The 26,327-nt window shown below is 62.3% G+C and carries 25 protein-coding genes; 14 read left to right on the forward strand and 11 right to left on the reverse strand.

The window, feature by feature from the left end; translation table 11 throughout:
* The first annotated feature begins 16 nt into the window (after nt 1-16).
* The 7 genes from tilS to CFR80_RS05940 all read left to right on the forward strand — a co-directional run bounded on the left by tilS (nt 17) and on the right by CFR80_RS05940 (nt 8,288).
* Complete coding sequence (gene tilS / locus CFR80_RS05910; RefSeq protein ID WP_373636462.1) at nt 17-1,249, forward strand: tRNA lysidine(34) synthetase TilS; 1,233 nt, start codon at nt 17-19, stop codon at nt 1,247-1,249.
* A 131-nt stretch (nt 1,250-1,380) separates the two neighbouring features.
* Nucleotides 1,381-3,321: an ATP-dependent zinc metalloprotease FtsH gene (gene ftsH / locus CFR80_RS05915; RefSeq protein ID WP_010515139.1), complete on the forward strand. Its 1,941-nt coding sequence runs from the start codon at nt 1,381-1,383 to the stop codon at nt 3,319-3,321.
* A gap of 98 nt (nt 3,322-3,419) precedes the next feature.
* Nucleotides 3,420-4,457 carry a dihydropteroate synthase gene (folP, locus tag CFR80_RS05920; RefSeq protein ID WP_110507164.1) on the forward strand — a complete coding sequence of 346 codons (1,038 nt, stop codon included), beginning with the start codon at nt 3,420-3,422 and terminating at the stop codon, nt 4,455-4,457.
* A gap of 51 nt (nt 4,458-4,508) precedes the next feature.
* Complete coding sequence (gene glmM, locus CFR80_RS05925) at nt 4,509-5,867, forward strand: phosphoglucosamine mutase (RefSeq protein ID WP_010515136.1); 1,359 nt, start codon at nt 4,509-4,511, stop codon at nt 5,865-5,867.
* Nucleotides 5,868-5,872: 5 nt separating this feature from the next.
* The gene (gene thiD, locus CFR80_RS05930) at nt 5,873-6,676 is read left to right on the forward strand and encodes a bifunctional hydroxymethylpyrimidine kinase/phosphomethylpyrimidine kinase (RefSeq protein ID WP_029329574.1); all 804 of its coding nucleotides are present in this window, start codon (nt 5,873-5,875) and stop codon (nt 6,674-6,676) included.
* Nucleotides 6,677-6,816: 140 nt separating this feature from the next.
* Nucleotides 6,817-7,545 carry a response regulator transcription factor gene (locus CFR80_RS05935; protein WP_110507166.1) on the forward strand — a complete coding sequence of 243 codons (729 nt, stop codon included), beginning with the start codon at nt 6,817-6,819 and terminating at the stop codon, nt 7,543-7,545.
* Between the two features lie 302 nt (nt 7,546-7,847).
* Complete coding sequence (locus CFR80_RS05940; RefSeq protein WP_232275764.1) at nt 7,848-8,288, forward strand: hypothetical protein; 441 nt, start codon at nt 7,848-7,850, stop codon at nt 8,286-8,288.
* A gap of 33 nt (nt 8,289-8,321) precedes the next feature.
* On the opposite strand, the gene CFR80_RS05945 is transcribed toward CFR80_RS05940, so the two are convergent.
* The 3 genes from CFR80_RS05945 to CFR80_RS05955 form a co-directional block, all read right to left on the reverse strand.
* Nucleotides 8,322-8,564 carry a hypothetical protein gene (locus CFR80_RS05945; protein WP_010515130.1) on the reverse strand — a complete coding sequence of 81 codons (243 nt, stop codon included), beginning with the start codon at nt 8,562-8,564 and terminating at the stop codon, nt 8,322-8,324.
* Nucleotides 8,565-8,788: 224 nt separating this feature from the next.
* On the reverse strand, nt 8,789-9,394 hold the full coding sequence (locus CFR80_RS05950) for a hypothetical protein (RefSeq protein WP_010515129.1): 606 nt from the start codon (nt 9,392-9,394) through the stop codon (nt 8,789-8,791).
* Nucleotides 9,395-9,509: 115 nt separating this feature from the next.
* Nucleotides 9,510-10,202 (reverse strand): YfdX family protein, encoded by a 693-nt coding sequence (locus CFR80_RS05955; RefSeq protein WP_010515128.1) that lies wholly within the window; start codon nt 10,200-10,202, stop codon nt 9,510-9,512.
* 413 nt (nt 10,203-10,615) lie between these two features.
* Here CFR80_RS05955 and dinB point away from each other — a divergent pair, with 413 nt between their 5' ends.
* A complete protein-coding gene (gene dinB, locus CFR80_RS05960) occupies nt 10,616-11,701 on the forward strand; it encodes a DNA polymerase IV (RefSeq protein ID WP_010515126.1) in 1,086 nt (361 codons plus the stop codon).
* 58 nt (nt 11,702-11,759) lie between these two features.
* Here dinB and CFR80_RS05965 read toward each other — a convergent pair whose 3' ends face one another.
* The 3 genes from CFR80_RS05965 to CFR80_RS05975 form a co-directional block, all read right to left on the reverse strand.
* Complete coding sequence (locus tag CFR80_RS05965) at nt 11,760-12,329, reverse strand: DUF1643 domain-containing protein (RefSeq protein ID WP_029329570.1); 570 nt, start codon at nt 12,327-12,329, stop codon at nt 11,760-11,762.
* A 74-nt stretch (nt 12,330-12,403) separates the two neighbouring features.
* Nucleotides 12,404-13,690 carry an NAD(P)/FAD-dependent oxidoreductase gene (locus tag CFR80_RS05970; protein WP_010515124.1) on the reverse strand — a complete coding sequence of 429 codons (1,287 nt, stop codon included), beginning with the start codon at nt 13,688-13,690 and terminating at the stop codon, nt 12,404-12,406.
* Between the two features lie 58 nt (nt 13,691-13,748).
* Complete coding sequence (locus CFR80_RS05975; RefSeq protein WP_010515123.1) at nt 13,749-14,672, reverse strand: MBL fold metallo-hydrolase; 924 nt, start codon at nt 14,670-14,672, stop codon at nt 13,749-13,751.
* Between the two features lie 90 nt (nt 14,673-14,762).
* Between CFR80_RS05975 and CFR80_RS05980 the strand changes: the two genes are divergently transcribed.
* From CFR80_RS05980 to CFR80_RS06000, 5 genes are all read left to right on the forward strand, one after another.
* Complete coding sequence (locus CFR80_RS05980) at nt 14,763-15,440, forward strand: peroxiredoxin (protein WP_010515122.1); 678 nt, start codon at nt 14,763-14,765, stop codon at nt 15,438-15,440.
* 6 nt (nt 15,441-15,446) lie between these two features.
* Entirely contained in the window at nt 15,447-16,352 is a 906-nt protein-coding gene (purU, locus tag CFR80_RS05985) for a formyltetrahydrofolate deformylase (protein ID WP_042658907.1), read from the forward strand.
* Nucleotides 16,352-16,861, forward strand: coding sequence for a manganese-binding transcriptional regulator MntR (gene mntR / locus CFR80_RS05990; RefSeq protein WP_110507167.1), 510 nt, complete (start codon nt 16,352-16,354; stop codon nt 16,859-16,861). The genes purU and mntR overlap by 1 nt, the downstream gene beginning before the upstream one ends.
* Nucleotides 16,862-16,896: 35 nt before the next feature.
* On the forward strand, nt 16,897-18,237 hold the full coding sequence (locus tag CFR80_RS05995; RefSeq protein WP_010515119.1) for a DUF763 domain-containing protein: 1,341 nt from the start codon (nt 16,897-16,899) through the stop codon (nt 18,235-18,237).
* A 93-nt stretch (nt 18,238-18,330) separates the two neighbouring features.
* On the forward strand, nt 18,331-20,160 hold the full coding sequence (locus CFR80_RS06000; protein WP_010515118.1) for an ABC transporter ATP-binding protein: 1,830 nt from the start codon (nt 18,331-18,333) through the stop codon (nt 20,158-20,160).
* A gap of 134 nt (nt 20,161-20,294) precedes the next feature.
* Here the strand turns inward: CFR80_RS06000 and CFR80_RS06005 are convergent, their stop codons facing one another.
* Both CFR80_RS06005 and CFR80_RS06010 read right to left on the reverse strand, forming a co-directional pair.
* Complete coding sequence (locus CFR80_RS06005; RefSeq protein ID WP_010515117.1) at nt 20,295-21,431, reverse strand: retropepsin-like aspartic protease; 1,137 nt, start codon at nt 21,429-21,431, stop codon at nt 20,295-20,297.
* Nucleotides 21,397-22,368, reverse strand: a complete 972-nt coding sequence (locus CFR80_RS06010; RefSeq protein ID WP_010515116.1) for an ion channel — start codon at nt 22,366-22,368, stop codon at nt 21,397-21,399. The genes CFR80_RS06005 and CFR80_RS06010 overlap by 35 nt, the downstream gene beginning before the upstream one ends.
* A gap of 159 nt (nt 22,369-22,527) precedes the next feature.
* On the opposite strand from CFR80_RS06010, the gene CFR80_RS06015 reads away from it, so the two are divergent.
* On the forward strand, nt 22,528-23,430 hold the full coding sequence (locus CFR80_RS06015; protein WP_010515115.1) for a 3'-5' exonuclease: 903 nt from the start codon (nt 22,528-22,530) through the stop codon (nt 23,428-23,430).
* A 177-nt stretch (nt 23,431-23,607) separates the two neighbouring features.
* Here the strand turns inward: CFR80_RS06015 and CFR80_RS06020 are convergent, their stop codons facing one another.
* The 3 genes from CFR80_RS06020 to CFR80_RS06030 form a co-directional block, all read right to left on the reverse strand.
* Nucleotides 23,608-23,868: a hypothetical protein gene (locus CFR80_RS06020; RefSeq protein ID WP_010515113.1), complete on the reverse strand. Its 261-nt coding sequence runs from the start codon at nt 23,866-23,868 to the stop codon at nt 23,608-23,610.
* Nucleotides 23,869-23,880: 12 nt separating this feature from the next.
* Entirely contained in the window at nt 23,881-25,290 is a 1,410-nt protein-coding gene (locus tag CFR80_RS06025; protein ID WP_010515112.1) for an amidohydrolase family protein, read from the reverse strand.
* 85 nt (nt 25,291-25,375) lie between these two features.
* The gene (locus tag CFR80_RS06030; protein WP_010515111.1) at nt 25,376-25,705 is read right to left on the reverse strand and encodes a hypothetical protein; all 330 of its coding nucleotides are present in this window, start codon (nt 25,703-25,705) and stop codon (nt 25,376-25,378) included.
* Nucleotides 25,706-26,327: the final 622 nt, after the last annotated feature.

Consider the following 26,327-nt stretch of genomic DNA (forward strand, 5'->3'; position numbering starts at 1 on the left):
GTCACGTTTTGCCGCCATGATGGCATCCCTTGGTCCCTGGCCGGGTGCGGGCGTGCCGGTTGCGGTTGCGGTATCTGGCGGGGCGGACAGCATGGCGCTGGCCATTCTTGCGCGGCAGTGGCGGCGCGATGTGGTGGCGCTGGTGGTGGACCATGGCCTGCGGGCCGAATCCCGGACTGAAGCCGAACAGACCCTTGCCCGGCTGTCCACCCTGGATATTCCCGGCCGGCTGCTGGTGCTGACGGGACTGGAACGCGGAAGCCGCATGGCGGAACGTGCCCGGCGCATGCGCTATCAGGCGCTGTCTGCGGCCTGTCGCCAGATCGGGGTGCTGGATCTGCTGGTGGCCCATCATGCGGGGGATCAGGCGGAAACGGTCATGATGCGCGCGCGTGCCGACAGTGGCGATGACGGGCTGGCGGCCATGGCGATCGTGACCCCCACGGTCGATATACGCATTGTCCGGCCATTGCTGGCGTTTCCCAAGGCCGCCCTGTACGCCACCGTCCGTGCTACAGGCGTGGCGTGGGTGGAAGATCCGTCGAATCATGACCTGCGTACGGAACGCGCGCGGGCGCGGCAGGCGCTGGCCCATGACGGGGGCCATGCCGCGCGCCTGCTGATGGAGGCCCGTCGTGCCGGGGCGGGACGCATGGCGCGGGATGCGGCGGATGCCCGATGGCTTGCGGCCCATGCCCGGTTTCATTGTGGGGGGTGGGTGGTGCTGCCTGCCGGGCTGGCGCCCGCGCGGCTGCTGTCCGCCCTGATCCGCGTAGTGGCCGGGCGGGATTATTCCCCGGCGCGCGACGCGGTGGAACGGCTGGTCCATGCGCCCCGGCCCGCGACCCTGGCCGGGGTGGCGATTATCCCGTGGCGCGATGGGCAATGGATCATCGCGCGCGAAGAATCGGCGGTTTCGCCGCCCGTTATCGCGCGCGTGGGCGAGATGTGGGACCGGCGCTTCGTGCTGCGGGCGCAGCACCTGCCCCATGGCTGGACCATGGGGGCGGCAGGCGCGGTTGCATCATGGTGGCCAGGCGGGCGACCACGCTCTATCTGGCCCGCACGCGTGTTGCGTACGCTGCCTGCGCTATGGCATGATGGACGTGTGATGGCCGTTCCGCATATCGGGCTGCGCACGCAGGATTGTGTGGCCGATGCGGTTTTTGTGAACCAGCCACCCCACCCCGTGTTGCCCGGAACCATGTTTTATGGCCCCGATGACGAACGTTCTGATCCATTGTCATAAAAGGTGGTGGATTGGGGGTGTGAATGTCCCTTGATCGTCCTATGTATGATAGGACGTAGTGAACGTGGCGTCTGTTCGTCTGCCCGCGTGGGGTGGTTGCGAAGGGGCCAGCGGATGGAACAGTAGGCAAGATGAACAATTTCGGCCGCAACCTGGCCCTGTGGGTTATCATCATCGTCCTGTTGCTGCTGCTGTTTAACGTTTTCCAGCCCGGAAGCGTGCAGCACGCATCGCAGCAACTGGCATATTCCGATTTCATCGGGGACGTGAACAGCGGGCATGTCCGGTCTGTCGTGGTGCAGGAACATAACATTACCGGCACACTGACGGATGGCACCTCGTTCGACACGTATGCGCCGCAGGACCCGACCCTGATTTCCCGCCTGACGGATAAAGGGGTGGAGGTCGCTGCCAAGCCGCTGGAAAGCGATACCAACCCCTTCCTGCGCTACCTGATCAACTATGCGCCGCTGCTGCTTATGGTGGGGGCATGGATCTTCATCATGCGCCAGATGCAGTCCGGTGGCGGCCGGGCCATGGGCTTTGGCAAGTCGCGTGCACGGATGCTGACCGAAAAGCAGGGCCGTGTGACGTTTGATGACGTGGCGGGCATTGATGAAGCCAAGGGGGAACTGCAGGAAATCGTGGATTTCCTGCGCGACCCGCAGAAATTCACCCGTCTGGGCGGCAAGATCCCCAAGGGTGTGCTGCTGGTCGGCCCCCCTGGCACGGGCAAGACGCTGCTGGCGCGTGCCATTGCGGGTGAGGCAAATGTGCCGTTCTTCACCATTTCCGGTTCCGACTTCGTGGAAATGTTCGTGGGTGTCGGTGCGTCGCGTGTCCGTGACATGTTCGAACAGGGCAAGAAGGCCGCCCCCTGCATCATCTTCATTGACGAAATCGACGCGGTCGGCCGCCATCGTGGCGCGGGCCTTGGTGGCGGGAATGATGAGCGTGAGCAGACCCTCAACCAGATGCTGGTCGAGATGGACGGGTTTGACAGCAATGAAGGCGTGATCCTGATTGCCGCGACCAACCGTCCCGACGTGCTCGATCCTGCCCTGCTGCGTCCCGGCCGTTTCGACCGTCAGGTCGTGGTGCCCAACCCCGATGTGGCGGGCCGTGAAAAGATCCTGCGTGTCCATATGCGCAAGGTGCCGCTGGCATCCGATGTGGATCCCAAGGTGATTGCCCGTGGCACGCCCGGTTTTTCGGGTGCGGATCTGGCCAACCTTGTCAATGAAGCGGCGCTGATGGCTGCCCGTCTTGGCAAGCGTACCGTTGCCATGCTGGAATTCGAGAACGCCAAGGACAAGGTGATGATGGGGGCCGAGCGCCGCTCCCTCGTCATGACCGAGGACGAGAAGAAGATGACCGCCTACCATGAAGGTGGCCATGCCCTTGTCGGTATCCTCACGCCCGGGTCCGATCCGGTGCACAAGGCGACCATCATCCCGCGTGGCCGTGCACTGGGCATGGTGATGAGCCTGCCGGAAAAGGACCGTTATTCCGAAAGCCGGTCGTGGTGCATTGGCAAGCTGACGCTGGCCATGGGTGGTCGCGCGGCGGAGGAAATCATCTTTGGTCCCGATAACGTGTCCACCGGGGCCTCGGGTGACATCAAGATGGCGACCGACGTAGCCCGCCGCATGGTGACCGAATGGGGCATGAGCGAAAAGCTCGGCATGGTGGCGTATGGCGGCAACGGGCAGGAAGTCTTCCTTGGCCACAGTGTCACGCAGAACAAGAACGTGTCCGAGGAAACGGCGCGCGAGATCGATAACGAGGTCCGCAAGCTGATCGATGCCGCCTATGACCGTGCCCGCAGCCTGCTGCTGGAACATATTGATCAGCTGCACCGTCTGGGCGCCGCCCTGCTGGAATATGAAACCCTGACGGGTGAGGAAATCCGGCAGGTGCTGCGCGGCGAGAAGATCGAGCGTGTGGTGGTTGACGATCCGATGCCGGAAAACCGGCGTCCGTCCGTGCCGCCTTCGGCGCCGTCCGCACCGGTTGCCCCGCTACCCGCACCGGAAGGCGGCGGTGGAGTTGGTGCCGCACCGGCAGGCTAGACCGTTTGATCCGGACGTAAGAATATGGCGGGGTAGCTCATGGCTGCCCCGCCATGTTTGTATCCGGCCCACAAAATCCCGCATTGGCAGAATGATTGATGAACGACCGGCTGATTGAACCCGTTGGCCTGCTGCATGGCCCGGCTGCCCGGCAGGCGGTAGAGGCCGGGCTGGCGCGGTGGCTGGCGGGTGGGCCAACGGCCTATACGCTGGCGCGTCTGTGGGGGGGGGGAGAAGACGGACGTATCCTGCCCGCCGGTAGCCTGCCCGCGCAATGGACAGGGGTTGCAGACCGTCTCAGTGCTCCGTTTCCCGATGTCGGCCTGCCATCGGGACCACAGGTGATGGGGATCATCAATGTCACGCCAGACAGTTTCAGCGATGGGGGACGGCATTACCATGCGGCCTCCGCGCTGGAGTCCATGCTGGCAATGCACGCAGCCGGATGCCGGATCGTTGATATCGGTGGCGAAAGCACCCGTCCCGGCGCCCCGCCTGTTACGGCAGAAGAGGAATGGCGACGGATCGCGCCGGTGATCCGCATGGTGCGCGAGCGCTCGGCGCTGGATGACCTGTACCTGTCCATTGATACGCGGCAGGCAATGGTCATGGACCGGGCACTGGAAGCAGGGGCGAATATCATCAATGATGTCTCGGCCCTGACATATGATCCGGCGGCGCGCGCGGTGGTGGCGCGGCATGACTGCCCGGTCATGCTCATGCATATGCGCGGGACGCCTGCCACCATGCGCAACCACACGGTCTATGGCGATGTTGCGGTGGATGTGGTGCGCGAACTGTGGCAGCGGGTGGAGGAAGCGGTGGCAGCCGGTATCGACAGGACGCGCATACTGGTTGACCCGGGCATCGGCTTTGCCAAGACGGTGGAAGGCAACCTTGACCTGCTGGCACGCCTGCCGCTGCTGGCCAATCTGGGCTGCCGGGTGGTGCTGGGTGTGTCACGCAAGCGCATGCTGGGTGAAATCTGTGCGCAGCCGGATGCGGGCCGCCGGGATCCGGCCACCATTGCCGCCAGCCTGCCGGGGCTGGTTTTTGCTGATACGGTGCTGCGCGTTCACAATGTTCCGGCCATGATGCAGGCCGTGCGCGTCAGTCAGGGGCTGGATCGTCACTGACAGGTAAGGTAGGTCGGAGTACGACCTGAATGCATCCGGAGATCCCCAGTAATGGTAAAAACAAGAAAGCTGTTCGGCACTGATGGAATTCGGGGGACTGCCAACCGCTTTCCCATGACGGTCGAAGTGGCACAGAAGCTGGGGCAGGCCGCAGGCCTTCGCTTCATTCAGGGGACCCACCGTCATAGCGTGCTGCTGGGCAAGGACACGCGGCTGTCGGGGTACATGATCGAATGCGCGCTGGTGTCGGGCTTTCTGTCGGCAGGCATGGATGTCACGCTGGTGGGGCCGATGCCGACACCGGCCATTGCCATGCTGACCCGTTCGCTGCGTGCTGATCTGGGGGTCATGATCTCGGCATCGCATAATCCGTATGGGGATAATGGCATCAAGCTGTTCGGCCCGGACGGGTTCAAGCTGTCGGATGAGACGGAGGCCGGAATCGAGGCGGCAATGAATGCCGACCTGACCCACATGCTGGCTGCCCCGGACCAGATCGGCCGGGCGTCACGCCTGAATGACGCGGCGGGACGGTATGTGGAAAACGCCAAGTCCTCCTTCCCGCGCGGGCTGCGGCTGGACGGACTGCGTATCGTGATCGACTGCGCCAATGGCGCGGCCTACCGTGTCGCCCCCACGGCACTGTGGGAACTGGGGGCCGAGGTCGTGCGCATCGGCTGTGACCCCGATGGCATCAACATCAATGAAGGCTGCGGCTCCACCCGGCCCGAAGCCCTGTGTGCGGCGGTGCAGCGGCACCGGGCGGATATTGGCATTGCCCTTGATGGGGATGCCGACCGGGTGCTGATTTCCGATGAAAAGGGACGCCTGATCGATGGCGACCAGATCCTAGCCCTGATTTCCAAGTCATGGGCGCGGCAGGGACGGTTGTCCAGCCGGTATATCGTGGCCACCGTCATGTCCAACATGGGGCTGGAGCGATATCTGGAAACACAGGGGCTGGAATTGGTCCGCACGGCGGTGGGGGACCGCTATGTGGTGGAAAAGATGCGCGAACTGGGCGCCAATATCGGTGGCGAGCAGTCCGGGCACATGGTCCTGTCCGATTTCGCCACCACCGGCGACGGGCTGGTCGCGGCCCTGCAGGTTCTGGCGGAAGTGGTGGAAGCCGGCCGCCCCGCCAGCGAGGTCTGCCGTATGTTCAAACCCTATCCCCAGCTTTTGCAGAATGTCCGTTTCGCGGGCAAAAGCCCGCTGCATGACCCGCAGGTGCACGAAGCCCGCAAGGCCGCGGAAAAGCGGCTGGGGGCGCGGGGGCGGCTGCTGTTGCGCGAAAGTGGTACGGAACCGCTGGTGCGCGTCATGGCGGAAGCGGAAGATGAAGTGCTTGTGAAGGAAGTGGTTGAGGATATGTGCGAAGCTATCAACGCGATCCAGATGGCGGGCTGATTTTCATGCGCGGACGTATTCTTATCATGGCAGGCAGCGATAGCGGGGGGGGAGCAGGTATCCAGGCGGATATCAAGACCGTCACCATGCTGGGGGGCTTCGCCATGACCGCCGTGACGGCACTGACCGTACAGAACACGCGGGGCGTGCATGATGTCATGCCGGTGCCACCTGCCTTCGTCAGTGCGCAGATGCGCTGCGTGATTGATGATCTGGGCGTAGATGCGTTCAAGAGTGGCATGCTGGACAGCCCTGACGTGATCGAGGCGATTGCCAGCGTGCTGATGACATATGCCGATGTGCCTTATGTTCTTGATCCGGTCATGGTGGCAAAAGGTGGAACGTCGTTACTGAAGGACAGTGCGCTGTCCACCCTGAAAGCACGCCTGCTGCCGCTTGCTTCCATCCTGACCCCCAACCTGCCCGAAGCGGAGACCCTGCTGGGCCGCCGGATCGGGAATCGGGCGGACATGGTTGCCGCCGCGCATGACCTGCTGGCCATGGGGCCGCGTGCCGTATTGCTCAAGGGTGGGCATATGCAGGGCGACGAACTGGTGGACGTGCTGCTGGAACGGGACGGGAAAGCAGAGGAATTCGTGACCCGGCGCATCCACACCCGGCATACGCATGGCACGGGCTGCACGCTGGCCAGCGCGATTGCAACCGGGTTGGGACAGGGCATGTCCCTGCGGGACGCGGTTGTGCGGGCGCGTGCCTATGTGCGCAAGGCGATCGCTGCGGCCCCCGGTTACGGTGCGGGTGCCGGACCGCTGGATCATGCGGCAGGCATGGCAGCGTGGGTTAATTAATAATTAATTAATAAAATGGCGGGCTTTTAATTCAAAAAGTTTATAACATAACGGTAATATATTATCAACTTTAGGTTGTCCAGAAATTACAATGCACCTATAGGTGGGTGTAATGTAAAAATATCTACTGGATGGTCGATATGCGGATTTTGCTTGTTGAGCCGGTTGCCCGGAAAGCCCAAGAGACCACCTGGCATATGGAAAAGGCCGGATTTACAGTTGATCATGTCAATACCGGGCATGATGCGCTGGGAATGCTGAAAGCCTATAATTATGACCTTGCCGTCATGGATATGCGGCTGCCTGATGTGGATGGGTATGAGGTCATCCGCATCAGTCGGGCGGCACGGGTACCAACCCCGGTCATGGTCCTGTCAGAAGAACGGGCGGCCACGGCCAAGGTCAAGGCGTTTTCCATCGGGGCGGATGATTATGTGACCCGTCCGTATGAATCCATGGAACTGACCGCACGGATGCAGGCGGTCATTCGCCGGTCAAAGGGATATAGCGAGCCGACCCTGCGCGCGGGGGAACTTGAACTGAGTCTGGACAGCCGGGAAGTGACCGTTCATGGCCAGAATGTTCACCTGACCGGCAACGAATACATGATTCTGGAACTTCTGCTGCTGCGCAAGGGCATGGTCCTGACGAAAGATGCCTTCCTGAACCACCTGTATGGCGGCATGGACGAACCGGAAATGAAGATCATTGACGTGTTCATCTGCAAATTGCGCAAGAAGCTGCAGGCGGCAGGCGCGGGACAGCTGATTTCCACCGTGTGGGGGCAGGGTTACGTCCTGCGCGATGAGGGCGTCCAGACGGCCATTCCCCAGCCGCAGCAATCCACGATGCATGCGACGGTTTTCTGACCTGAAGCGACGTGGCGGACGTCCGTCCTGCCTTAAAAAAACCATGGAATACAGGTAAAATAGAGTAACAAGAAAAATGGCGGGCTTTCCAGAAAAGGAAGGCCCGCCAGAGTTTTAAAGTGATGATTCGATATGCGATGCCCCCATCGCCCTTCTGTTATTGCACTGGTCTTCCGCCCCGGACATGAGATAAATCAAAGTCGGTCGGAATAATGCATATGTTTTTTCTGTCACATCTTTATTCCGTTTCGCGCATGGGACAGGATGCGGGGATTAACAGGATGGAAACAGGCAGAACGTCGATGGGATACAGGACAACGCTGAGGCATCTCTATACTGGTGGCGCCCTGCTGCTTGCGGCATCAGTCAGCCTTACGGCATGCGAAAGCGTGCATGATCAGATCGTGGATAAGGAAAACAGCCTTGCCGCCGCCGGGTTTGTGGCCCGTCCGGCCAATACGCCCGAACGTCAGGTCATGCTGCAGAAACTGCCCCCCAACCGGTTCCTTCAGAAATCGTTCGGGGACCACATGCTGTATGTCTATTCCGATCCGAAGGTCTGCAACTGCCTGTATGTCGGAAACCAGGCCGCCTATGGGCGCTACATGTCCTATGTACAGGCGCAGAACCTGGCGGATCAGCAGCAGATGACTGCCGATATGTACCAAGACGCGTCATGGAACTGGGGCATGTGGGGCTGGGGCGGCGGCTGGGGTGGCCCATGGGGCGGTGGCTGGTGGTAACACGCAGCTTCCCGGCATATTGCCCGACCTGATCTATGTCGGCTTGGGGCGGTGGTCGGCATAGACCACCATCTGCCAGGCTTCCCGGGTGCCAAGCCGGTGTGGATGGGCATGGGCGGGGGGAAGGAGATGTCCCTCGCTTACGGCAACTTCCACCCCACAGCCGACACAGCGGTAAATGCCGGAATGTGGCGCAACGGTACGGGGGGGATGGATCTTGTCGAATTCAGGATCGGTCCACGTATCAACAAACTGTGCGGACTGGTAAAGGGCCATCCCGTTCTCCATAGTTTCCCACTGCCTGCCAGGGCGGTCCGGCATGCCGTCAGGACTGTTTAAAACAATCTTTAGCATGCATGTTATGCGACGCCATCCTGTTCGGTCACGTGACCTTCCGGTAACTGAATGCAACGGATCAGGTCGCGTATTTGGCAATACATCATGAAACGGCTGGCAATGCCCGAAGTATGACGGCATGCATTATTTAATTTGCGTTATGCCTAATCCCCGGACCGAAGGGTCACGGACTGGTCGATCGTCTGGGTCACGATGGCGTTCAGGCCGCCATGGGCGGCTGTCCGCTGGAACGGATCGGCATCATTGTTGAAGGTCGGGTCAAGCTGGTCATTGGTGACCGTGCCATAGACCTGAAAATACATGTCGGGGCGGGCGGGAATTGTATCCATCGTCCATGTCCAGTCATCGGACAGCAACGCCACGGCACCTGTCCGCGCGCAGGGATGGGTCTGTGACAGGGTGACGGCCGTTGAGGTCATAAGGGCGGCCTGCGGACGGTGGTAATCACCATCACCCCCGATATCTTCCATCTGCAGCTGGCGTCGGCGTGTTTCTTCCGCCGGGGAAATGCCATGCCATCCATCCCCGTCCGGGGCAGCATGCGCACGATCCAGCGGGTCGGCGGCGGGACCGAAGGCATGTCCGGCGTAATTCAGCGCCGTGCCCGCGGGCACATGGATTGATCCATGCGTTGGCGTATTCTGAACGAAGCTGTCATTCGCCATGTGCTGGTCCAGGCACAGCTCGATTTCGCCCCCTGCCCATGCGGGCCGGGCCGACAGGGCGGCGCAGGCCAGACCCAAGGCCATTACCGCGCGGCAGGCGGCGCGCAGCCAGTCAGGCGGGTCCTGCCGCTTCCCTGACCGGGAAGCGGCGGGGTACGTAAGCATGCACGGCATGAAAACGACCGGAAAGAACCGCGTATCAGTGGGCTGCGGACTTCTTGCCGCTACCCTGTGCCGCAGGGCTGTCCACCATGTCTTCGGAGACGAAGCGGATGCTGTTCTGTGCTTCCTGCAGTGCGCTGTCGGCGCCCTTCGTGTCCTTGCCCGCCAGCAGGTTGGACGCGCGGTACACGTCGCCCGCGCTGGTATCGAGCGGCGCGATGGCCAGCACGAAGTCAACATCAACCGCGGCCACCTGCAGGTTCTGCGCCGCCTGTGCGGGCTTGCCCTTGTTCAGGCTGGTATTGGCGGATGCTACGGCCGTACCCTTGGTGGAGGTGGGCTCCAGGTCTTCGGTCACGATGTATTCGCCATCAACCGGCAGCCATGCGACAGGCTGGGTGGACGCCGAGGCGGAGGGAGCAGGTGCGCCGGCCGGGGCCTTCTTGGGTGGGGTCAGCTGGGCTTCGGCCTTCATGAAGACCTTGTTGTCGCTCTTGGCGCGGGTCAGGGCGTTGTTGGCATCGGTCAGCAGTTTTGCTGCGCCCGCGGGGTCGTTATTGGCCAGTGCCGTACGGGCCATGGCAATGTCGTCAAACGCGCGGCTGCCATCAGCCGACAGCTTGGCGAAGTCGCGGTTGACGGCACGGCTGCTGGACGGGGTCGCGTGGGCGACACCCAGCGCGGTTCCCATCATCAGGGCGGCTGCAGGCAGTAGGGCGAATTTCTTCATGGGGTATCCTCCGGTCTTTGGTCATTGCATCATCGCGCGGCGCCGGATGTAACAAAAGATGTGGCAACGCAATGCCGCTGCCCTGTCTTCGCATGTCAGGACTGACCGGGCGCATCCATGTAAAATGCGGTATGGTCATGTTTCCGCCATGCGTTAGTATGAAATGGTCCCGTTCCCGTCTGGAACGGATGTGTCTATCAAGGAATGAACCATGTCTGAATGTACAACCAAGTGCCCTTCCAAGTCCCCCTGCCTCAAGGGCATCCTGGTTCTTGGCGCGATTGCCGGCGTCATCGCGTACTTCCTCAAGAAGAAGAAGTGCAACGGCTGATCAGCCATCATGACGTGCCGGCCACGTCCCGTCGGGGCGTGGCCGCGCGCGGCATGCCGGGTCATCCGGCACGTGGTGTGCCGTGACGCAGTCACCGGCGCACCGTCGCATCATCCATGTGGACATGGATGCGTTCTTTGCCTCGGTTGAACAGCGCGACGACCCGGCCCTGCGGGGCAGGCCGCTTGCGGTAGGGGACGTGGGCCGACGGGGGGTGGTTGCCGCCGCCAGTTACGAAGCCCGTCGTTTCGGTGTCCGTTCGGCCATGCCGTCCGTGATCGCGCTGCGCAAATGTCCCGATCTGGTGTTCGTGCCGCCGCGTTTTGATGTCTATCGCGCGGTCTCTGCCCAGATTCACGATATCTTTTCGCGTTTCACCCCGCTGATCCAGCCGCTTTCGCTGGATGAAGCCTATCTGGATGTCACGCATCCCCTGCAGCCCTATCCATCCGCCACAGCAATCGCGCAGGACATCCGCGACCGGATCCGTGCGGAAACAGGCCTGACCGCATCAGCGGGTATTTCCTACAACAAATTCCTGGCCAAGCTGGCGTCGGATTACCGCAAGCCGGATGGACAGTTTGTCATAACGCCACGCATGGGGCCTGATTTCGTTGCCACCCTGCCGGTGGAGCAGTTCCACGGCATTGGTCCGGCCACGGCAGCGCGGATGCATGCGCTGGGCATTCGTACCGGGCTGGACCTGCGGCAGCAGCCCCTGTCCCGGCTGTTGCGGCATTTTGGCAAGGCGGCGGATTTTTATTACGGCATAGCACGCGGGATTGATGAACGTCCCGTCGAGGTCAACCGCCCCCGCCGGTCGATCGGCGCCGAAAGGACATTCGAGGTCGATATCCATGACTGGGCTGCGGCACTGGATGTCATCATGGATCTGTCCACCCGCGTATGGAACCGCTGCACGGCCCGCAGCCTGACGGGCATTACCGTGACCATAAAGGTGAAATATAACGATTTCCGCCAGATCGTGCGCGGGCGCACGGCGCTGGAGCCCGTGCGTGATGCGACCGACCTGGTCGACAGGGCACAGGGCCTGCTGGCGCCATGCTTTCCACCGCCACGCGGCATCCGGCTGCTGGGCGTGACCGTATCGGGGCTGCGTGCACGGGATGCGCTGGCCGCGCCCCGACAACTGGCGTTGTTCGGCTGACGGATTTGGAATTCAATAATGGCAAAAGCTTCGCCAGAAACTTCTGGTTATTCCCCGGTCAGGCGGGCCCGTAGGCAGGCAGGGGCTCGGGACGCAGGTCGGATGGCAGGTAGAGCGGGTGTTCAGGGCGGCCCGAACGGCGGCTCAGGCGCATGGCGCTGACCGTAATGCCATGCTGCTGGAGCATTCGCACCACCTCCGGCCCACGTGGCAGCAGGGTTTTGATCTGGGGTGATCCATAGGCTGCGATCACCAGGTCGGCACTGCGTGCCATGGCCAGCAGGTGGCGGTCATTATCGGGGCCGATCGGGTCGGGCACTTCCGTCAGGCGTTTCTGGTCCGTGCAGCGATAGGCAAATGTATTGCCGACCAGTAGCGTGCCGTACCCCCATGCACGGGCATAACGCTGGCACTTGGCCACGGTGCGGTCGTCACCATCCTCGGTCGCGACGGACGGGTTCATCATAAGCCACATGACGGCCGGACGACCCGCGTCCCATGTGCGCGTCAGTTCATAGCGGTAGCATTTGCCCGGGCCGCCATAGACGGCATGGCTGACCACGTCATCGGCCAGGCGCAGCGGACGGGAAGACCCCACATGATGCGGGGAAGGCGGCTTGGTATCCATGGCCGTATTCATACGCATGGCCGCGTGAAGGTCTACCCCACGCGGCCATGTCCCATGTCATCCAACCGGACGGATCAGCGCGGCGTGCCGATCTTGTGCGGGGCGACCATGATTTCGCGTCCCTTCAGCATGCCGTCCCAGTACAGTACCGGCATGACCCATTCCTTCAGCATCCATGCCAGATGCGTCGGCTTGCGGCCATCCAGCAGCCATGTCGGCAGGGTCGGATCAAGCTTGCCGCCGTAGCCGAATTCCGCCAGCACGATCTTGCCGCGTTCCACTGTCAGCGGGCAGGCGCCGTAGCCGTCGTAATCGGCCACCGCGGGCTTGTGGTCCAGCGTGGCCAGCACGTTGACCGCAACCACCGGGGCCTGCACGCGCACGGCGGCGGCAGTCTTGGCGTTGGAAGTCCCGGCCACGTCACCCAGCGCGAAGACGTTTTCATATTTCGTGTGCCGCAGCGTCGCAGGGTCAACCGAAACCCAGCCCCCTTCACCCGCCAGCGGGCTGTTGCGGATCACGTCCGGCGCACGCTGGGGCGGGACGACATGCAGCATGTCGAATTCCGTCTCGGTCGTGGTCTTGGTGCCGTCCTCGGCCACGTTGGTGAACGTGGCGACCCGGTTCTTGCCGTCCACCTTCGTCAGGTTGGATTTCAGGCGCAGGTCAATGTGGTAGCGCTTGATGTATTCCATCAGTGCGGGCACGAATTCCTTCACCCCGAACAGCCCCGGCGTGGCGGTGTGGAAGGATACGTTGATATTGTCGGAAAGCCCCCGTCTGCGCCATGCGTCACAGGCTAGGTACATCGCCTTCTGCGGCGCGCCCGCGCATTTGATGGGCATGGGCGGCTGGGTGAACACGGCGTTGCCACGGCCCAGCGTCTGCACCAGCTGCCACGTGTAGGGGGCAAGGTCATAACGGTAATTGGAGGTCACGCCGTTGCGGCCCAGCGTCTCGCTCAGCCCCTCGATCCCGTCCCAGTCCAGCGTCAAGCCGGTGGCGACGACCAGCACTTCGTACCGGATGGAGGATCCGTTCGACAGATGAACCAGGTTCGACTCGGGCTCGAACCCGGTCGCGGCCGCCTGCACCCAGTCGGCGCCCGACGGGATCAGCCGCTTTTCCGAACGGCGCGTCTGGGACTGCTTGAATACGCCACCGCCCACCAGCGTCCAGCCCGGCTGGTAGAAATGCGATCCCGACGGTTCGATGATCGCGACCGTGATGCCGCCCCGGCGCTTGAGGATGCTGGCAGCCGTGGACAGGCCGGCCGCTCCGCCGCCAACCACGACGACATCATAGGTCAGCCCGTGCGCCGGGCTGGACAGGTTCGGTGTGGCTGGGTCGGTATCTGTCATGAAGGGTCTCCGTAACTCAGTAAGGTAAAACCGGAAGGATGCGATGGTAACAGGGGTATCAGGAACCGCTGACCGGAATTTTGATGTAGCTTACACCATTGTCTTCCGGTTCGGGCAGGTGGCCGGCACGCATGTTGACCTGCACCGAGGGCATGATCAGGTTCGGCAGTGACAGCGTCGCGTCGCGCGCGGTACGCATCTTGACGAACGTGTCTTCATCCACGCCATCATGAACGTGGATATTGTCGCGCCGTTCCGCGCCGATTGTGGTTTCCCATGCGTATTCATCACGTCCCGGCGCCTTGTAGTCATGGCACAGGAATACCCGCGTCTCGTCAGGCAGGGATAGAAGCCGGCGGATGGACTGGTACAGCATGCGCGCGTCTCCGCCGGGAAAATCAGCCCGCGCGGTCCCGTAATCGGGCATGAACAGGGTATCGCCGATAAAGGCGGCATCCCCGGTCACATACGCCATATCCGCAGGTGTATGGCCGGGCACATGCAGCGCAATGACGGGCAGGGAGCCGAGCATGAACCGCGCTCCATCGCCAAACAGGCAGTCAAACTGCGACCCGTCGCGTGCGAAACGGGTACCCGCGTTGAACATTTTACCAAAGATGTCCTGCACGCGGATGATGGATTCCCCGATTCCCAGCTTCCCGCCCAGGCGTTCCTGCAGCCATGGGGCGGCGGACAGGTGGTCTGCATGGACGTGGGTTTCCAGCAGCCACTCCACCTTCAGCTTTTCCGCCGTCACGTAATCCACGATTTCCTGCGCCATGTTATGGTCGGTACGGCCGGATGCGGGATCGTAGTCCATGACGCTGTCCACAATCGCGCACGTCATGGTGGCGGGATCATGCACGACATGGGTGGCGGTGAAGGTCGGGTCGTCGAAAAATGTCCTGACGACAGGGACATGGCCCGTGGCGCGACAGGTGTTGATCTGGCTGGTGGCGGCCACGATGGCGGCATCGGTCATGGCATGTCTTCCACACTTTATGAATTACATAATAAATGTATGTTATGGCATGGCTTGCGTCAAGGCGCGGCAGATGCAAAAGGGCAGGGTATGAATAACGAGGGCAGCATTCCAGCAACCGGTGGCGTGGCCGAAGCGCGCCCGTTGCGTATTGGTGACGTGGCACCGGACTTTCAGGCCCGGACCACGAAGGGGGAGATACGCCTGTCGGATTTCCGCGGGCGCTGGCTTCTGTTTTTCTCGCATCCGGCGGATTTCACGCCGGTCTGCACCAGTGAATTCATGGCGCTGGCGCAGGCGCAGGACCGTTTCGATGCACTGGACTGCGCCCTGCTGGGGCTATCGGTCGACAGCCTGTATGCGCATCTGGCATGGCTGGAGACGATACAGGAACGCTTCGGAGTGGAAATTCCTTTCCCGCTCGTGGAAGACCCCTCCATGGTGGTATGCCGCGCCTATGGCATGCTGGACCAGACGGCGCGCAACAGCGCTACCGTGCGTGCGTGCTATGTCATCGACCCCGACGGCGTCATCCGCGCCGTGATGTGGTATCCCATGTCCGTTGGCCGATCGGTGGAGGAACTGCTCCGCCTTGTCGAGGCCCTGCGCCGCAGCGACGGCAACGCCGTCATGACGCCCGAAGGCTGGAAGCCGGGCGGCGACGTGGTCCGGCCCGTGCCCACCACGCAGGCCGGGGTACGCAAGGCCGAGGGCACATGCTGGTTCTATAACACCGTGCCCGATACGGGCCGCACACGCACGCGCTAGGCCGCCATGGCCGACAATGGGGAAAGAATGCCCGACCGCAAGACCAGTAGTGACCGCCGTTCCTATGTCATGACGCTGTCCTGCCCGAACCGTCCGGGCATTGTTGCCGCGATCAGCCGCACCCTGTTCGAACTGGGTGGCGACATTGCGGGCGCGCAGCAGTTTGATGAACGTGAAAGCCGGATCTTCTTCATGCGCGTCGTGTTCAGCGTGGCGGCCGACGGCGTGACGCGGGCGGGCCTTGATGACACGCTGGCCGGGGTGGCGGCGTGTTTCGACATGCAATGGTCGCTGCGCGAAAGCCCGCGCCCGACCCGCACCATCATCATGGTGTCGCGTTTCGACCACTGCCTTGTGGACCTGCTGTACCGCTGGCGGATCGGGGAACTGGCCATTGACCCGGTGGCCATCATCGCCAACCATCCGCGGCAGACCTACGCGCATATCGATCTGGACGGCATTCCGTTCCACTACCTGCCGGTGACCGCCGCGACACGGGCAGAGCAGGAATCCCGCATTGCGGAGATCGTGCGCGAAACGGACGCGGAACTGGTGGTGCTGGCGCGTTACATGCAGATCCTGTCCGACCGGATGAGCGAATGGCTGGCCGGGCGCTGCATCAACATCCATCACTCTTTCCTTCCAGGGTTCAAGGGCGCGCGGCCTTACCATCAGGCCTTTGCGCGCGGCGTGAAGCTGATCGGGGCCACGGCCCATTTCGTCACGCCCGACCTTGATGAAGGGCCAATCATCGAACAGGATGTCGAGCGCATCACCCATGCCGACAGTCCCGATGACCTGATCCGCAAGGGGCGCGACATCGAGCGCCGTGTTCTGGCCCGTGCCGTGCGGTATTTTACCGAATGCCGGGTCATTCCCAACGGGCACAAGACGATCGTGTTCAACCCATGATGCCAGCGGGTCACGGCGGCAGCGGGCCACGGCGTAACCCGCGACCGCAGCCCATGCTGGATGCGGACATGCAGTCCGCAGGCTTCCGTCAGGCACGGCTGGCGCGCAAGACCGCCCTGATCGAGGATTATGTCGAACTGATCGACGACCTGCTGAATGACGGGCAGGAAGCGCGGCAGGTGGATATCGCGGCCCGTCTGGGTGTGTCGCAGCCCACGGTGGCCAAGATGCTGGTGCGGCTGGAGGCGGACGGGCTGGTGACGCGCCGCCCGTATCGCGGTATTTTTCTGACCGGCGCCGGGCACGACATGGCGGCCCGGAGTCGCGCGCGGCACCATACGGTTGAATGCTTCCTGCGTGCGCTGGGGGTCAGCGAGGTCAATGCCCGCATCGATGCCGAGGGCATGGAGCATTATGTGGGCGCTGAAACGCTGGATGCCCTGCGCCGCGCGCTGGATGCGGGGCTTGCGGCCTTCATGGAAGCCGCCCGGCAGCCCGGCCACGACTGACCGCCCGCAGAGGGGCAAGCCACGGGGGGAACGCCATGACCAGACGCGCGGGCTCCGCCGATCTGCCGCTGCATACGGGCCGCGTGCCCGCATGGCTGGGCCAGCGCATGGCGCGACTGGGCGCCGTGATCACGCAGGCGATCATCCATCATTACGGGCGTGACGAATTCATCCGCCGCCTTGCCCATCCCTTCTGGTTCCAGTCCTTTGGCGCGGTCATGGGCATGGACTGGCATTCATCAGGCATGACCACCAGCGTGATTGGTGCGCTCAAGCGCGGGCTGGCCCCGTTGCAGGACGAACTGGGCCTGTATGTATGTGGTGGCCGGGGCCGTCATTCGCGCCGCACGCCCGATGAACTGCTGGCGGTGGGACAGGCGACGGGCCTTGACGCAATACCGCTGGTGGCGACAAGCCGCATGGTGGCCAAGGTGGACAGCGCCGCCGTGCAGGACGGGTTCGACCTGTATCTGCATGGGTTCGTGGTGGCGGCGGACGGGCGGTGGTGCGTGGTCCAGCAGGGCATGCATACGGGGCGGCGCATGGCGCGGCGCTATCACTGGCTGTCCGAAGGGCTGTCAGATTTTGTCGAAGCGCCGCATGCGGCCATTGATGGTCGTGCCACGCGGGGCGCGATCATGAACCTGACCGACCGGCGGGCCGATCCCTCGCGTCGCGGGCAGATGGACCTGCTGCATGGCATGGGGCCGGACAGGCTGACGCGCGAGGTCATGCGGATCGAAGGGCGTCTGCCTCCGCCCGTGCCCGCGCAGGGGGAACTGCCGCACCTGTCCATGCCCGGCCACCATGATGTCCAGCCGCAGGATGTGAACATGCGCCGCCTGCATGGTGCGCTGGCGGCGGCGACCGAGGCGGGGCCGCGTGATTTCGCGGACCTGCTACGCGTGCCCGGGGTGGGCGCGCGGACCGTGCGCGCGCTGGCGCTGGTGGCGGAGGTCGTGCATGGCGCGCCATGCCGTTTTTCCGATCCCGCACGGTTTTCGCTTGCCCATGGTGGCAAGGACCGCCACCCCTATCCCGTGCCGGTGGCGGTATATGACCGCACCCTGTCGGTCATGAAGGCGGCGGTCACGGCCGCGAAGCTGGGGCGCGAGGAACGGCTGGATGCCATCCGCAGGCTGGATGCGGCGGCGCGGCAGCTGGAACGCGATGCGACCGGCCCCACCTTTTCCGCCATCATGGCCGAAGAATACGACCGTTCATACGAATATGGTGGCCGGTCGGTGTTTGGATATGAACCGCCGCCGCCCCGACGGGTTTCAGAAGAAGGGCAGGGAAACGGGGTCATGCGCCATGATGGCCAGCCACAGGACCAGCAGGGACATGATCGTGAGACGTCCCGCCAGACGGGATAGGGGTGCGTATGTCATGCAACCATGATACCGGGCTGAATGCGGCGGAAGTACGGATTTTCCCGGTCGCCACGTATGGAGGGCAGCGCCACATTCATGACCGTCATTGATCCCCGCCCGCCGCACCGCGCACCGCCGGACCATGTGCCCGATACGGTGCAGGTGGGCCGCCTGCAGCGCTATCAGCGCCATCCCCTTGCTTTCCTTTTCCACTATGTGCGCCTGCATGCGCGCTGGCATGCGATCATTGTCGGTGCGATCGCGGTGGCGGTCGCGTGCAACGTGGGCATGTCGGGCATCATCCGCCATCTGGTCAACGGCATGACGCAGGGTGGACAGGGGATGGGGGCGGTCTGGGTGGCCATCATCCTGTTCTGCCTGACCATCATCTGTGACAATGCGGCATGGCGTGTCGCGGGGTGGATGGCGTCGGGCGTGTTCGTGCGTGTTGGTGGCGACGTGCGCCATGACCTGTTCCGGTACCTGACGGGCCATGCCGCCACCTATTTCGCGGACCGGCTGTCCGGTGCGCTGGCGGCCAGGGTGTCGGCTTCGGCGAATGCCGTGGTGGCGCTGGAAAACATGGCGGCGTGGAGCCTGTTGCCCTCGGTGCTGAACCTTGTGCTGGCCATCATCACCCTTGGCACCGTCAGCCCCTGGATGGCGCTGGTGCTGGTGGGCATGACCACGCTGCTGGGGCTGGGTATCTACCGGCTGGCGGGGCGGGGACAGTCACTGCACCTGTCCTATGCCGCCGAAGCGGCGGAGGTGGATGGCGAAATGCTGGATGTGATGCAGAACCTGCCACTGGTGCGCGCGTATGGCATGATCGGTTCCGAACATGCCCGCATGCGCCAGCGCATTCATGTGGAAACGGGTATGCACACCCTTTCGCTGCGGTACATGGAGCAGTTGCGCCTGATCCATTCCATCGTCACCGCCATCATGACCACGGGGCTGCTGGTCTGGGCGGTGCTGCTGTGGCGCATGCATCGGGCGACGACGGGTGATGTGGTCATGGTGACGACGCTGGGTTTCCTGATCCTGAACTGCACGCGCGACCTTGCATTTTCCATGGTCGAGGCGATGAAGCATGTCACGCGCCTGTCCGAAACGCTGGACCACCTGCTGGCTCCGCATGAACGCAGTGGCATACCGGAAACGATGACCCTGTCCCCCGCGGCCTGCCGGGGGCATGTGCGGCTGCGTGATGTCACCTTTGCCTATCCCGGCAGTCCGCCGGTCCTGTCGCATTTTGACCTGGATATTCCCGCCGGTGGTCGTGTCGGGCTGGTGGGGGTATCGGGGTCAGGGAAAAGCACGGTCCTTGCCCTGTTGCAGCGCCAGCGTTTCGTGCAGGCGGGCACGGTGGAAATTGACGGTATCAACATTCTGGAACTGGATGAGGCCAGCCTGCGTGCCACCATGGCGGTCGTGCCGCAGGATGTGTACCTGCTGCGCCGTTCGGTCGGGGAAAACATCCGCTATGGCCGTCCCGACGCCACCGAGGCGGAAGTCCGCGCGGCGGCGGAGGCTGCGGGATGCACCGGCTTCATCGCCGCCATGCCGCACGGGTTCGATACCGTGGTGGGTGAGCGTGGGGTGATGCTGTCGGGCGGGCAGCGCCAGCGTATCGCGATCGCGCGTGCCTTCCTGCGCAATGCCCCGGTGCTGATTCTGGATGAGGCGACCAGCGCGCTGGATGGTGAAAGCGAACGCCATGTGCATGCGGCACTTGAACGGCTGATGGTCGGTCGCACCGTCATTGCCGTGGCGCACCGCCTGTCCACCCTGCGGGGTTTTGACCGCATTGTGGTGATGGAAAAAGGCCATATCGCCCAGCAGGGCACCATGGCGGAGCTGGAGCGTGTGCCCGGTCCCTATCGTGACCGGCTGTTGGCGGCGGGTGGGGAACTGTCTGGCTGAGGCGAAAAGGGTTATTTAAATCAATGTATTGGGGGAGACTCTGAAAGTTTTCGGGTGTCGTTTTTTCAGAAAGGCGGTGTTTCCTGAAGCCTTTTGAAAAAAGCTTCACCAAAAGCTTTTTCTTTGGACAGTCTTCAGGGGCTGGGGGGATTGCCCGGCGGGGCCTGCGTGCCGCCGCCCGCAGGTGGCGATGGGACCTCGACCATGCGGGCGATGGCGGTGCGTGTACTCAGCATGCCGTGGGTGGCGGGGCCCCGGTCATCGGGCATGTCCTGCTGTGGCGTCATGAAGATCATGTCCTGTGGAAATGCCATGAGGACTCGCCTGCGGCGCAGGAAATTCATGCCAAGGATGCTGTAGCTGGTCTTTTCCACATTCACGTCCAGGGGCTGGTTCCGCCACGTTCCCAGCGTCACGGCATCAAAATGATGCCGGCGTCCGTTCAGGATCCTGCCCGCATTCGTGCGTACATGCATGTCGTCATGCAGGATGGCGTTGGTCAGGCCCATCATCCGCGCGTCCTTGCGTGACAGGGAGGAGACGTCCGCCCCCGGCTCGATCTCCATCTCGACGGCATGATCACCCACCTGCATTGCCACCCCGGTCATGCGCCCCATGCCATCGGGCAACAGGGGGAGTGCCGTGCTGTCCGGCCCCAGCCACTCACGCAGCGGCGGGCAGGCCGCATTCGCATCCTCGCGCAGTCTGAACAGGACCATGCGGCGGGCCGGAAAATCAAACAGCACGTCATAGTTGTTCAGCACGTCATACCCGATCACTCCCAGAACGGGCTGTGCGTTGATGTGGGGCTGGCCGATTCCCTCCAGCACGGCGGGCACCTTGTCCGCCGTGCCATTGTTTATGCGCATGTGCTCCAGGGTCGTGGTGTAGGTGATGCCTTCCCCGGCGATGGTCAGGATGTCTATGCTGGATTCTACCGGGTAATCCTGTGCCTCGGCGGCATAGACCCCGACCCGGTCCTGTGTTGCGCTGACATAGGCCAGTCCCTGTGTCGCGTTGAACGTGACGGGAATGATGGGACTGCCACTATTGGTCAGCAGGGGTACGGCAATGACATGGGCGATGCATGCGGCGGGCAGGCCGTATTGCAGTTCGGTTGCCGGTTTCGTGTCCGCAGGGACGGGGGCCGTGTGCAGGACGGGACGGGCCTGCCCGTTCACGGCCATGCAGGCCATGATGCCCATGGCGGACAGGCCGGTGCGCAGGGGGGACAGGTCAGTCAGGCTGGTCAGCCAGGTATTCCGCCACATCGGCTGTTGCATCCTGCGGGGATTCGGTCTGGTCGAAACGGGTGTAATCAACGGTAATCCGCCCATCCGGCCCGGCGTTTATGATATCCACGAAGCGGTGATTATATAGCATACGGTCAAATCCGTAAGCGGAGCGAGCAAATACCGTCTGGCCGGATGCTTCGTCTGTGCCGGTCAGGCTGACAATGATTTCCGCCTCCTGCGCCGACAGGTCAGCTTCGGTCATGCCATACAGGGGGCTGTTGTCGTCAATGACATGCGTGGGCGTGCAGGCAAAGCGCAGGACCGGCACATGGGCCTGCTGTAATGGCAGCGGATCGAACTGCCGCACCACCCGGCCGGCTGGTGTGCGGATCAGTCGTGCCAGGGCGCATTCCACATCCACCGACAGAATCGGGCTGCGCCTGCAGTTGGCAATGCGGATATCAAGGTGAAGCTGGTTGTTTTCCCATAATATAAGCGCCTTGTGACTGAACATGACCCGGGCGCGCGGGCGTGAAAACCGCGCGAAGATCAGCCCGGTGGCCAGGGCATTGATCATCATGCCGCCCAGCACCTCCACCGTGGCGATCAGGTTGGCGGTGTGGCTGACGGGGATCATGCCGCCATAGCCTACGGTGGACAGGGTCTGCACGCTGAAAAAGAAGAAATCGGCGAAACTATGCGGCTGCGTGCCGCTGATCCCCTGACTGTCCATCATATACAGCAGGGCGAACAGCAGGTTTATACCGACATAGACCAGCAGGGAGCCGTAGAAGAACGTGCTCCACGGTGCGGTCAGGGCATGATGGTAGAAATCGGACCAGATGCGGTCCACCTGACCCACCCGGACGATGGTGTCATGGCCGTTATCTTCCAGCCGATGGGTGTTCGTAACCGCGGATGGTGCGGGTGTATCGGACTGTGCCGGGTGGTCCGGTGCTGCATGCTGTGCCATGGCGTATCCTGTGTGCGCATGTCGTGTTGCATCAGGATCAGGCAGACCTGACAAAGTTTGTAATATTCCATGTCTCGCCACAGGACAACGCCCGTTCCGCTGGACGCAGCAGGTATGCTGTCTGCATATCCGTGCAGACATGCCAGGCAGGAGGCCCCGATGACAGACGATCCCACGCCCGACCAGATGGAACATATGGCCCGGACACTGGAGGGGACGGGCCGCTACCGTGTCCTGCGTCCGCTGACGCCAAGGACGCTGAGCGAATATCCGAAGGAGGCGGGTACGCGTCTGGGCATGTTCCTTGATCTGGAAACAACCGGGCTGAGTGCCGCCAGGGATGAGATCATCGAATTCGGGATCGTACCCTTCGTCTATTCGCTGGATGGCCGGATACTGGGGACGCTGGAACCCTTCAGCCGCCTGCGTGAACCGTCCTGTCCCATTCCGCCCCAGATTACCGAACTGACCGGCATTACCCCGGCCATGGTGGCGGGGCAGTCCGTCACCCCGGAGGAAGTGGAGCATTTCGTCGCCCCGGCATCTTTGATTATCGCTCATAATGCAAATTTTGACCGTAAGTTTGCAGAACGCTTCACCCCCGCCTTTACCACCAAGCCATGGGCTTGCTCCATGCGTGACGTGGACTGGGCGGCTGAGGGGTACGAAGGACGCAAGCTGTCCTATCTGGGCATGCAGGCAGGGTTCTGGTTCGACGGTCATCGCGCGGTGGATGACTGTCAGGCGGGCATTGCCATTCTGGATCGGGACCTGCCGGTATCGGGGCGGCGGGCGCTTGGGGTGCTGCTGGAAAACGCCCGGCAGATCCGCTGCCGGATCTGGGCCGAGAACGCGCCTTATGAATACAAGGATATGCTGCGCCAGCGTGGCTATCGCTGGAATGATGGCACCGATGGCAACCCGCGTGCGTGGTCCATCTCGCTGCCTGAAGAACAGGTGGAGGCGGAGCTGGCCTTTCTGTCCGCCGAGGTCTTTGCCCGCCCTGTTGAACTGCCCGTCACCCGTATCACACCGTGGGACCGTTTTTCCACCCGGTGTTAGCTGGTCGGCTTTTCGTCAGCAGGTTCTGGCGTGCCGGAATGCAGGGTAAATGATGTGCGGGTAGGGGTTTTGAAGGCAACAAATTGATAAAAAACAATAAAACTTATTGGATGCTGCCTTTTTTCAAAAAGGCGGCGTTATCCGAAGCATTCCGGAACATGCCCCATAATAAAGGGTTCAGGGTACACCCATGAACTCGTCACCCAGATAATCGGGTGGGCCACCATCCAGTCCTTCGGCCTCGAAGCCATCATTATAGGGACCGGAATAGAATCCCATGCCGTAGTTATGTTCGTTCCAGTCGTTATTGGCGATCATGGGGCCATCTGGTCCCGACAGTTGCGGACCCGTCGGCCCGGCGCAGGCGGCAAGGCCTGCTGCCATCCCGATCAGGGGAAGCAGCCTGTACAGGCGGGTAAGTGTATGTTTCCTGACCATATCGACCTTGTATCATCTGGACCGGGGTGTGGTTGCAGCCTGACCCGCCAGCGGGCCGGGTACCTGCCTGCCACGATGCCAGACCTGCTGGATATGATCCAGCGCCGCCGGGTCCTGTGCCGGGTTGCCGGATACCACCAGCAGGTCCGCCAGTTGTCCCGGCGCGATCGTGCCCCGATCCGTCAACTGCATGAGGTGGGCGGCATCCCCTGTCGCCAGCGTGATGGCCTGCAGCGGGGTCAGGCCCGCCATGACCGACAGCCGGAACTCCCGATGTTCCGCAAAGCCGGGTATGCGGGTCGGCGTTGCCCCTGAATCCGTGCCAAAGCCGATGGCGATGCCCGCGCGGTACAGGGTCAGCAGGTTGCGCATGTTCATTGCCAGCGCCTTGCGTGATGCGGCAGTCAGGGGGGCCGCCAGCACTTTTTCCCGCCATGCCGGATCAGCAAACTGCTGGCGTAATGCGGGCGACAGTCCGAATGACAGGAATGGATCATCAAGCCATTCGGGGTGTTCGGCAAAGATGTAGTTGGCTTCGTCCAGATCCAGCGTTGCGATGTAACCCGTGCCCTGCTGTGTCATCGCGTGGATCAGGGTGGCGTCAACCGGTTTGTCACGCACGCCATGGGCAAGGATGTCCACCCCCGCTGCCACCAGTGCGCGGGCGTCGCACAGGTCATGGATATGGGCGGCCACGCGCTTGCCGCGCAGGTGGGCCTGCGTAATGGCGGCGCGGTAGATGTCCGGACGCATTTTGGGCAGGCCATGCGCGCCGGGCACACCGTTGCGGAAGTCATCGACCCACAGCTTGATCAGGTCCGTTCCTTCATCCGCCATCCTGTTGACTGCGGCACGTGCCTCATCCGGCGTGGTGGGGCGGAAAACCTGGTCCGCACCAAGATGGAACATGTTCTGTGGCGGAACGCCATCGGGCGCGCCAATTCCCTGATCGACGCCAAACAGGTCGGCGCCGGGATTCAGGCCGGCATGCTGTTCGCGCCGCATGTCGTCAAACATGGGCGAACGGTTCAGCCCCAGTGCCGTCACGGTCAGTACGCCGTAATGTTCATATTGCGACAGGGCTGCCAGAATGTTGGCTCGGGTGTAATTGACTTCCCCATTCTGCGTGCCGCTGACCTGTCCCACATGGCTGTGGTCGGAAATCAGCCCCGGGAGTACCGTCTGCCCTGAAAGGTCAATGGTGCGGGCATGGGCGGGGGACGGCAGGTGCTGCCCGGTTGCGGCAATATGTCCGTCGCGGATCAGGATATCCGTATCCGCCTGCGGCGCGCTCCCGGTACCGTCAATGACGGTGGCGTGGCGCAGCAGCACCGGCCTGTCCGGCCGGGCGTGGGCCACGCCATGGGCCAGTATCAGGCCCGTCATCAGGGTCAGCAGGGCAGGGCGACGGTAACGGGACATGGCGGGATCTCCATCCGGCGGGGTGGAGCAGTGTTGATCGTATGAAAAGTCCCGTCCATTCACATCTGGGCGTGGCGTGTCGAATCTAGTGCGGCAGCGGGGTGGCACCGCCCTCGACCAGATCGGCAAACGCATCCTTTACATCGCCGCTTTCGGGAAAGCAGACCAGAACATCATCACTTTCGGTCTTGGCTTCGCGGGCCGGAGTAATCACGCTGTCCCAGTCACCGGACAGCGAAGTGACCGTGCCGATTTCCGGTTCTACGAACTGCCATGACCCACCCTTGACCGTTGATCCCATGACGGTTGTCAGCAGGAAGACGCAGGCCTGCGGTGGCAGGGGCGATGGCACGCGCCGGAACTGGTAGATTGTGCCGGATTTTCCAAACAGCGTGAATGATGTCCACGGTTCCATAACTCTGTTCCCTCCTTTGGGTCGTGGCGCAGTATGCCATATTTCATGGCATCGGGGGATGGTGATGTACTGGCTTGCGGCCATATGGGGAATGACGGTCGTGGAATATATTATGGCCTGTCAGGAGTATGGACGGTTATGCTGGTGGGCAGGCCCGCACGGGAAGCCGGGCAGGTCATGCACAGGCTGGCATACTGGTGGTATGAAGCGTGGCAGGAATGGACTGCACAGGAATGCCGGATTGTCCCCGTATTGCCTGTTCACGTCCGGATTCATGACATCGTAAATGTGCACGATACATGCACCGGGCATCAGCCGGTATGTATTTCTTAAGCCTCGCGATGCTTTTTCTATATGATCTGTCTTGGGTATTGTGAGTTGGTGTGTATAAATAAGATAAAAAATCCTGAAAATTACTGTAATTAGGTGTGGTTTCGTAATGTATTTCTGTACATTTCGGATATTCCATCTGCAAATTTATTGATGGAAAACTGACCTGCCTGTTCGGTGCCATTTTTTATGAGAGCCCGATCCGAAAGTTTTTCAAGCTTGACAATGCCTTGCTGTCCGTCGTGTGAGCATGCGGATCGAGGCGATCAATGTCCATGCGGTTGAGGACGCA

Source organism: Komagataeibacter oboediens, assembly GCF_003207815.1.
In the GTDB taxonomy this organism is placed as follows: Bacteria; Pseudomonadota; Alphaproteobacteria; order Acetobacterales; family Acetobacteraceae; genus Komagataeibacter; species Komagataeibacter oboediens.